This is a genomic window from Limnoraphis robusta CS-951 (assembly GCF_000972705.2).
Genome location: NZ_LATL02000327.1, coordinates 1 through 8,151, shown reverse-complemented (window position 1 = coordinate 8,151; position 8,151 = coordinate 1). Strand labels below are relative to the sequence as shown.

At 41.1% G+C, this 8,151-nt stretch carries 9 protein-coding genes; 2 read left to right on the top strand and 7 right to left on the bottom strand.

The genetic code is table 11. The annotated features are described in order from the left end of the window. Nucleotides 1–370: 370 nt before the first annotated feature. Complete coding sequence (locus WN50_RS27485; protein WP_063847424.1) at nt 371–3,379, top strand: tetratricopeptide repeat protein; 3,009 nt, start codon at nt 371–373, stop codon at nt 3,377–3,379. A gap of 204 nt (nt 3,380–3,583) precedes the next feature. On the opposite strand, the gene WN50_RS33580 is transcribed toward WN50_RS27485, so the two are convergent. The 6 genes from WN50_RS33580 to WN50_RS27455 form a co-directional block, all read right to left on the bottom strand. After that, on the bottom strand, nt 3,584–3,877 hold the full coding sequence (locus WN50_RS33580) for a type II toxin-antitoxin system VapB family antitoxin (protein ID WP_046279771.1): 294 nt from the start codon (nt 3,875–3,877) through the stop codon (nt 3,584–3,586). 11 nt (nt 3,878–3,888) lie between these two features. After that, complete coding sequence (locus WN50_RS27475; RefSeq protein ID WP_046279770.1) at nt 3,889–4,095, bottom strand: type II toxin-antitoxin system HicB family antitoxin; 207 nt, start codon at nt 4,093–4,095, stop codon at nt 3,889–3,891. 2 nt (nt 4,096–4,097) lie between these two features. Then, nucleotides 4,098–4,310 carry a type II toxin-antitoxin system HicA family toxin gene (locus WN50_RS27470; RefSeq protein ID WP_046279769.1) on the bottom strand — a complete coding sequence of 71 codons (213 nt, stop codon included), beginning with the start codon at nt 4,308–4,310 and terminating at the stop codon, nt 4,098–4,100. 109 nt (nt 4,311–4,419) lie between these two features. After that, nucleotides 4,420–4,674: a type II toxin-antitoxin system VapB family antitoxin gene (locus WN50_RS27465; protein WP_046279768.1), complete on the bottom strand. Its 255-nt coding sequence runs from the start codon at nt 4,672–4,674 to the stop codon at nt 4,420–4,422. 30 nt (nt 4,675–4,704) lie between these two features. Beyond that, nucleotides 4,705–5,391 carry a Uma2 family endonuclease gene (locus WN50_RS27460; RefSeq protein WP_046279767.1) on the bottom strand — a complete coding sequence of 229 codons (687 nt, stop codon included), beginning with the start codon at nt 5,389–5,391 and terminating at the stop codon, nt 4,705–4,707. A gap of 59 nt (nt 5,392–5,450) precedes the next feature. After that, the gene (locus tag WN50_RS27455) at nt 5,451–6,443 is read right to left on the bottom strand and encodes an aspartate carbamoyltransferase catalytic subunit (protein ID WP_046279766.1); all 993 of its coding nucleotides are present in this window, start codon (nt 6,441–6,443) and stop codon (nt 5,451–5,453) included. Between the two features lie 191 nt (nt 6,444–6,634). On the opposite strand from WN50_RS27455, the gene WN50_RS27450 reads away from it, so the two are divergent. Continuing rightward, the gene (locus WN50_RS27450) at nt 6,635–7,204 is read left to right on the top strand and encodes a hypothetical protein (RefSeq protein WP_046279765.1); all 570 of its coding nucleotides are present in this window, start codon (nt 6,635–6,637) and stop codon (nt 7,202–7,204) included. On the opposite strand, the gene WN50_RS27445 is transcribed toward WN50_RS27450, so the two are convergent. Beyond that, the gene (locus WN50_RS27445; RefSeq protein ID WP_053221608.1) at nt 7,199–7,675 is read right to left on the bottom strand and encodes a hypothetical protein; all 477 of its coding nucleotides are present in this window, start codon (nt 7,673–7,675) and stop codon (nt 7,199–7,201) included. The genes WN50_RS27450 and WN50_RS27445 overlap by 6 nt on opposite strands. Nucleotides 7,676–8,151: the final 476 nt, after the last annotated feature.

Below are 8,151 nucleotides of genomic sequence, written 5' to 3'. Positions count from 1 at the left end.
CTAATAACACTGATATTATAAGTATTGGTTATGATTTATCTAAAGTTGGGGTTGTGGCCAGAGGTTTAGTTAGGTTCCCTGGGATGAACTGATTTCTTAAATTAAAAGATCGCTTTGATCCCTCCGCCTGCGGCACCTCCCTTTTTAAGGGAGGTTTGGGAGGTTAGGAGCGTATTGAAAGTCCCCCTTTTTAAGGGGGATTTAGGGGGATCTAACGCTTTTTAAGGGGGATTTAGGGGGATCTAACGCTTTTTAAGGGGGATTTAGGGGGATCGATTAACTTTTTTTCAATTTCATATTAGGATGGTCTAGAGTAGTTCAAGCTATCTAAACCGAGAACAAAGTCAACCTAACGGGAAGTCGAGCTAATATGAACCCGATCAAAGTGTTGTTCCTCGCCTCGAACCCCAAACAGACTCAGCCCTTAGATCTGGGTAAAGAAATACGAGAAATTAAGAATAAAATACAAGCTTCTCAAAATAGAGACTATCTTGAATTTGAACAAGCTTGGGCGGTACGCTTCGATGAACTCATCCAAAATTTGAACGAATACAAACCCCATATTGTTCATTTTAGTGGTCATGGAAGCAACACAGGTGAAATTATATTACTCGACAAATATGATCAACCCCAAGCGGTTAGTACAGAAGCAATTAAAGAATTATTTGCTACCGTTACTCAAGATAATATTAAAGTAGTTGTCTGGAATGCTTGTTATTCTAAAATAATAGCTGAAGCGATCGCAGAATATATTGATTGTGTGATCGGCATGAATACAGCGATTAACGATCAAGCTGCTATTGATTTTGCGGCAACTTTTTATGGTGCAATTGCTGCTAAACGTTCAGTTCAACAGGCTTTCACACAAGCAAAAGCTGTATTAATGGTTAGTCAAATCTCGGAAGCAAAGATTCCCGAACTCATACACCGAGAACAAATTAACCCCGAAGAAATTATCCTGGTTTCTGATAGAGAAGATAACAAAAATTCTACAATTGATTTCCCGCAAAATCTGCCCTATAGTGGAGTTGTCAAATTTGTTGGACGACAGAACGAACTCACCAATTTACACGAAAAACTGCAAGAAACCGAACGAATTGCCATTACTTCAATTACCGGAATGGGAGGAATTGGCAAAACAGAACTAGCCCTTCAATATAGTATCTATCATTGTCAACAAAAAACCTATTTAGGCGGGATTTGTTGGTTAAATGCACTCGATACCAATGTTGGGATTGAAATTGTTAACTTTGGGAAAGCCTATCTCAACCTCAACCCGCCCGATAATAGTAATTTAGAAACACAAGTTCAATACTGTTGGCGGAACTGGCAACCCCCAGAAGGAAACGTTCTGGTTATTTTTGATGATGTTGATAAATATGACAAGATTAAACCCTATCTTCCGCCCAATAATCCCAGATTTAAAGTGTTAATCACAACTCTAATTCAAGGGTTTATAGGTTTTCAAGAACTCGCACTCAACGTTTTAGATGAAGCCGCAGCTTTGGAGTTATTAACCTCATTGGTGGGAGACAGAATAGAAACCGAATTAGAAACCGCTAAAACCCTTTGTGCAGATTTAGGGTATTTACCATTAGGCTTAGAATTAATCGGACGCTACCTGAATAAAAAGCCGGATTTATCGCTGGCTAAAATGCGAGACAGACTCAAACTCGAACACCGTTCACTCAATCCCGAAAGTTCTCAAGAAATGACTGCAAAACGAGGAGTAAAAGCTGCCTTTGAGTTAAGCTGGAAAGAACTCAAACCCGAAGAACAACAATTAGCCTGTAGCTTGAGTTTATTTGCGTTGGCGCCGATTCCTTGGTCGCTGGTTGAGTCCTGCTTTCCCGAAATCGATGAAGAAGATTTAGAAGATTGGCGAGATTATAAACTGGTGAACCTGAGTCTGTTACAACGAGTCGAACAAAATACCTATCAATTTCATCCCCTGATTCAAGAATTTCTGAAAACCAAGTTAGAAGAATTTCCGTCACAAGTTGATGAATGGAAACGAAGTATTTGTCAGGCTATTGTAGCAGTCGCCAAAGAGATTCCAGAGACACCGACTCGGGATGATATTTTCAAGGTAACACTGACCATTTCCCATATCGAAGAAGTGGCAGAAAACCTCACAGATTACCTCACGGATGAAGATTTAATTCACCCGTTTGTTGGTTTAGGTCGATTTTATCAAGGTCAGGGATTCTACAGCCAAGCTGAACCTTGGTATGAAAACTGTCTTGATATTACTCAAAATCGTTTGGGACAACAGCATCCAGATGTGGCAAATAGCCTCCACAATTTGGCAAATCTCTACCGTTCCCAAGGCAAATACGAACAGGCCGAACCCCTCTTTATACAAGCATTGGAGATGAGACGGCAGTTACTCGGACAGCAGCATCCCGATGTGGCAAGCAGCCTCAACAATTTGGCATTACTCTACTATTTCCAAGGCAAATACGAAGAAGCCGAACCCATCTTTATACAAGCATTGGAGATGTTTCGGCAGTTACTCGGACAGCAGCATCCTCGTGTAGCAAGCAGCCTCAATTATTTGGCATCACTCTACCGTTCCCAAGGCAAATACGAAGAAGCCGAACCCATCTTTATACAAGCATTGGAGATGTTTCGGCAGTTACTCGGACAGCAGCATCCTCATGTTGCATTCAGCCTCAACGATTTGGCATTACTCTACAAATCCCAAGGCAAATACGAACAGGCTGAACCCCTCTTTCTACAAGCATTGGAGATGAGACGGCAGTTACTCGGACAGCAGCATCCTCGTGTAGCAAGCAGCCTCAACAATTTGGCATCACTCTACCGCGACCAAGGCAAATACGAAGAAGCCGAACCCCTCTATCAACAAGCATTGGAGATGTTTCGGCAGCTATTCGGACAGCAGCATCCTCGTGTGGCAATCACTCTCAACGATTTGGCATTACTCTACTCATCCCAAGGCAAATACGAACAGGCCGAACCTCTCCTTCTACAAGCTTTAGATATGACACAAAAGTTATTAGGACAACAGCATCCCGATGTGGCAAATAGCCTCCACAATTTGGCATATCTCTACTATTCCCAAGGCAAATACGAAGAAGCCGAACCCCTCTATCAACAAGCATTGGAGATGAGACGGCAGTTACTCGGACAGCAGCATCCTTATGTTGCAACCAGCCTCAACAATTTGGCATATCTCTACTATTCCCAAGGCAAATACGAAGAAGCCGAACCCCTCTATCGAGAAGCTTTAAGTATTGCAGAAACAGTTCTCGGTGTTGACCATCCTGATACAAAACAAACTCAGGAAAATTTAGACCGTTTGTTGGAGTTGAAGTCGGAAGGTTCTGGGGAGGTTGAGAATTCATCTGAGAATTAATTCCTAAGTTAATCGCTTAAATCCCCCTAAATCCCCCTTAAAAAGGGGGACTTTTTTACTTCTTATTTCTCTTGACCCTCTTAGAAAGAGAAACTTTCCAACTTCTTATTCCCCGTTATAAAAAGAGATTTCCAACTTCTTACTCCCCCCTTTCAAAGGGGGGCTAGGGGGGATAAAGAGGGGCTACACGGAAGATATTTCATTCTAAAAATTAGGAGGTTCGCGGAGGGGTTCTCTAGGAATAGTTGGGAGTTCAAACTCTCCAAAAGGGGCAAAACGTTGCTCAATCGCCGAAGCTAAATTTAAAGAAGGTTCTGTATTTTTCCCATCAGTTGTAAATTCAATCTGTCCGCTTAAATCCAGTAAATTTTTCCGCTTTTTACGGGTGCGGATTAATTCTTGCAAAGCAAACTCAATGACTTCTTTTTCGGTTGAAAATTGGGTTAATTGCAAGGCTTCCTTAACCAATTGTTCGTTGAGTTCAATATTCGTGTTCATAGTTTTTTCGTTTAGGCTAACTGTAGTGTTTGCGGCTGTGGTAAGGGTTTCTGAGTTTGTTGATAGGCATATACTAAATCTTCTAACACTTCTTGAGCGTTCTCAAGTGCTTCTTCGTAGGTTTCCCCGTGAGTTCGAGCGTATTTACCCCACTCAGGTAAACTTGCAACATAGACTTGATCTTCCTCTGACCATTGAATTAAAATACTATATTTCATAATTAATCCCCTAACCGTTTTACTTCTTCTAGTGCTGCTATTACATCTTTTTCTTGATAAGGTTTAGCATCTTTGCTATCTTTTCCTGACAGGACAATAGGATTTGATAAAAGAGGATGAATCCAGTAGGAATGACTACCTTTTCCCCGTTTAGGTAACAGCGTAAATCCCGCCTTTTGCAACATCTGTTTCAATTCTCTAACTTTTTTAGGCATATTAAGGAGTATAGCAAAATTAACCGACCTATAGGTTCTGCTGTAAACAGTTATTGCCAATAAAAACCCGGTACTAATTGTTTTAGTCTTCTTTATACTGAACACAGACCTATAGAGTAGGACGCAAGGACGCAGCGCCTCTACCGATGATTAATGTGTTACAAATATTGTTGGAAACGGTCGTATTTTCCCTATCAGTGGCAAATTCAATCTGTCCGCTTAAATCCAGTAAATTCTTCCGCTTTTTACGGGTGCGGATTAATTCTTGCAAAGCAAACTCAATGACTTCTTTTTCGGTTGAAAATTGGGTTAATTCCAAGGCTTCTTTAACCAATTGTTCGTTGAGTTCAATGTTCGTGTTCATGGGTTTTTCGTTTAAATTTAATCACTTCTATTAGACTTCCGGTTCAATTCCCGCAGCACGCAATTGAGCGGCTAATCGTTCAACTCGTTCGCTTCCCCACAATAATAAATTACCCTGTTCATCCCACCAACGCAACCAATAACCCAGGCGGTTTTCTCGGCTTCCTTCCCAAACTCCCAAAAAAAGCTGCATTTCCGGTATCCAAAAGCGATTTTGTTCGTTCGCCAACTCAAGCTGATACCGTCCGTTATCGCCAAAACGATACAATTCTAACGCGCCATTTTCCGGCTCAAAAATACCGTAATTCGGCACTTTTAAAACTTGTTCATAAAAGTAAAATTTACCCGGAGGATAGGTTTCTTTGATTGAATATTCTCCCCCTGGCGTATCCGATAAAAACTCTAGCACCAACGCCGGAATTTCGCCCTGTAATTGAGGGGTATAACTGCGAACAACTTCGGAGCGCTCAACCGTAATTCGAGGAATATAAGCCCAATCTGGAGCTTTGACCACAATTCTACCATTAATCGTGGCACAAATACCGTAGTTTGTGGGAGTAAGAGCCGTTTCTGGGAGTTTTTTTGCCAACTGCAAACTTTCGGTTAAAGCCGCAGCCAAAGCGGGTTGATTAATATTATCCACAGGGTCATCGGGAAGCACAAAGTCATCGGGCAACTTTTCCCAGGTAATATGATAAGTTGGGGAGGTGGCAAACATGACAATTCGTGCAAGTAAATTTGACTTTGATTACATTATTATAACTTGGGAGGATATCACTATTCTTGCTTTCCGCCTCCTATTAAATATAATAACGCCATCCTCACCGCAACACCGCTTGTAACTTGTTGGGAAATCAAACTAAATTGCGGATCATCCATTAACTCTGAACTTAATTCTACACCCCGATTAACCGGACCCGGATGTAATATTTTCACATCGGGTTTGCAGAGTTTGAGGCGATCGCGAGTAATGCCATAATATTGATGATATTCTCGCAAACTGGGTAATAAATGTTCGGTCATGCGTTCCCGTTGTAGTCGGAGTGTCATCACAAAATCAGCATCTTTTAACGCAGGTTCTAATTCCCAGTGTAAGAATAATTTACCCGGTCTTCCTTCCCCAAAAGATTGAAAATATTGGGGTAATAATGTCGGAGAACTTACTAAATGTAATTCGGCATCAATAGCGGTTAAACTCCAAATATTCGACCTTGCAACTCGGGAATGCAAAATATCGCCAACAATGGCAATTTTTTTCCCTTCTAATAATTCTATTCTCGGGTTATCCGGGTCTAATAATAGACAAATTGTTAATAAATCTAATAACGCTTGTGAGGGGTGTTCGTGTTGACCATCTCCCGCATTTAAAACAGCAACCTTTGTATTTAAACGATCCATTTCTGATGCGATCGCTTGGGGAACTCCTGCTTGTTGATGACGAATCACCATCATATCTGTTCCCATTGCTAAATAGGTTTTAGCAGTATCTAAAATCGTTTCTCCCTTCGATAAAGATGAAGTTCCCGGTGCAAAATTAAGCGTATCGGCTGATAATCGTTTAGCGGCGAGTTCAAAACTATTACGGGTTCGAGTCGAAGCTTCAAAAAATAAATTAGCCACTACTTGACCTTGCAAAGCAGGGACTTTTTTAGTACGACTATTTAAGACTTGTCGAAAACTTAAAGCTGTTTGTAAAATGGCGTTGTATTCAGCCGGAGAAAAATCAGCCAGGGACAGAATGTGGCGACGAGTCCAAGTTGCAGTAGCCATTTTTAGAAATCCATACCCATGAGAATAAACCGATTAACTGTACAGATATTCTTTGGGAACCTCTCCACAGCCAACCCAACACTTGATTTTACCAACAGTTGGCATCTTGTGTTTTAAATTCTCTAAAAATTCTGATTTTGTCCTGTTGAATGCGTAATTGCAAATACAGGTTTTCTGAGACTGAATTTGTGATGAACCATTTCCCTAAGATTTTAACCCTGGCGATCGCCAGCTTCATCCTGCTGAGTTTAAGCAGTTGTACTTCGACAGAGTTACAAGCTGAGTCTCCGGTATCATCAGAAGCATCACAACCCTCTGAACCCGCAGTCAATTTAGCGAGTCAAGCTTCAAATTCTCCCCCTGAAAAACCCCTCGAAACTTCTCCTGTTTTGAAAGCGCCCACCGCCCCTGCGAATACGATGCCTTTAACCCTTTATCGAGTCGATAGTCAATGTGAGAGTCTGATTTCTCAACAAGTGACTGTTCCCGTTGATCAAGCGCTAGAAATGGCTGTGGCGAAAACGTTAGAAATTCAACAGTTAGAGTTACCGTTGGGTTATCGAATGGAAGTTGATCATGACTATCAAATTGCGGTAATTGATCTACGAGTTCCGACGACTTCTCGTCGCACTTTGAATTCCCTTTCTGCTTGTGAACAATTGGCTTTGTTTGGCAGTTTACGAGAAACGTTAACCCAGAACCCCGATTTGCAAATTCAGGAGGTTTATTTTACCCATTTGGGTGAAGATTTGATTTTATGATCTAAACTGTTGCCATCGAGTTCTTAAATATAGAATTAGAGGAAATTGATAGGCTTCTGCCATTAGCCACAACACTAAAAATAGATGAGACAAAAAGGCAATTGCTGTCCAAATGAACGGAAATAAAGCCCAAAATCCACTGGAAATCGGAGGAAACAAAACAGCAGATAATCCAATTAATGTCGGCGGAAAAATCACAATTGCCAAAGCTGCTAGCCAATAAAACCAACTTAATTCTAGATTTCCAATATGTTCTCCTCGCCAATTTTGACCATTCCATCGCCAGGTGATCGGAGGTTCGCGATCAACCATTTTCAGCAGTTGTCTTTCGGGATGAATGGTAAAAATATGGCGACAGACATCACAACTAAAGGCATCCATTAAAGCCATGTTAGAAAGATGACCGCAGCGACACACCGGACAGGGATAAGTTTCTTGATCGTTTAAATCACTTCCCTTTTCTTTAAACATAGACATACATCAATCAGTCAATTCTTAATACTTTCCTTAGACTTTTATCAAGCGGTTTGTCCGAGCGAACTTTAACTAATGTAACACATTTGAGTTAACCCGTTAGGGGTTTTCGTATCATTAGTTACAGTCTCCTGACTCAAACACCCTCTATCGTAAGTAGAGAATTCTATATATAGCAATCAAGCATGAGTTGTAAACTACATTGCCCCCAAACCCCAAAATCTGGGGGCTTAAATTGATATACTTCTTACAAATCAAGTAACATTGCTATAGATGCCAGGAAGCGAGGACGCTTGCACTGTACTTCATACCTCCCATACTGCTATATTACCGAAGTTGAGCGGAAAGCCCCAGCCTTTAGGCATGGGGATGGATAGCGAACAATTAATATTGTTATTCGGGGAGTTGTGTGGTAAAATTATACCATGATTGTACGAGAAGCAAAGTTATTAAACGGTTCCAAGTCTCAATAC